The sequence below is a fragment of the Adlercreutzia equolifaciens genome (assembly GCF_029076695.1).
Classification (GTDB): Bacteria; Actinomycetota; Coriobacteriia; order Coriobacteriales; family Eggerthellaceae; genus Adlercreutzia; species Adlercreutzia equolifaciens_A.
This window is the reverse complement of record NZ_JARFIK010000290.1, coordinates 1-311: the sequence shown is the minus strand read 5'-3', so window position 1 is coordinate 311 and position 311 is coordinate 1. Positions and strand designations below refer to the sequence as shown.

Sequence of the window (311 nt, the reverse complement as noted above, 5' to 3'; positions counted from 1 at the left end):
GCGCCAATCGCGCACCACTCGCGACGGCATCCAGGCGCGCACGGTGATCATGGATTTGCCGGCGCAGAAGACCTCGGTGTAACCGGCGCCGGCGCGGGTGGCTCCGGCGGCCGCCAGGCAGGCGGCTCCCGGGTAGGCGGCGCTGCCCGCCACCAGGTTCAGGTGTCCGCGCGTATACTTGTTGGCGTCGGCGGCGGGGAAGGGCAGCAGCGCCGCCAGGGCTTCGTTGCTGCGGCCGTGCTTGAGGGTAATGTCCATGGGCATCCTTTAGTTGAGAAAAATGGTCATCAAACGCCCCGCTTACGTCGCGC

The 311-nt window shown here is 68.2% G+C and carries 1 protein-coding gene; it reads right to left on the bottom strand.

Features of this window, described 5'->3' with window-relative positions; translation table 11 throughout:
- Nucleotides 1-258: NAD(P)H-hydrate dehydratase (locus tag PZH32_RS12450; protein WP_275208559.1), on the bottom strand; the 258-nt coding region annotated here is incomplete at its 3' end.
- Nucleotides 259-311 lie beyond the last annotated feature (53 nt).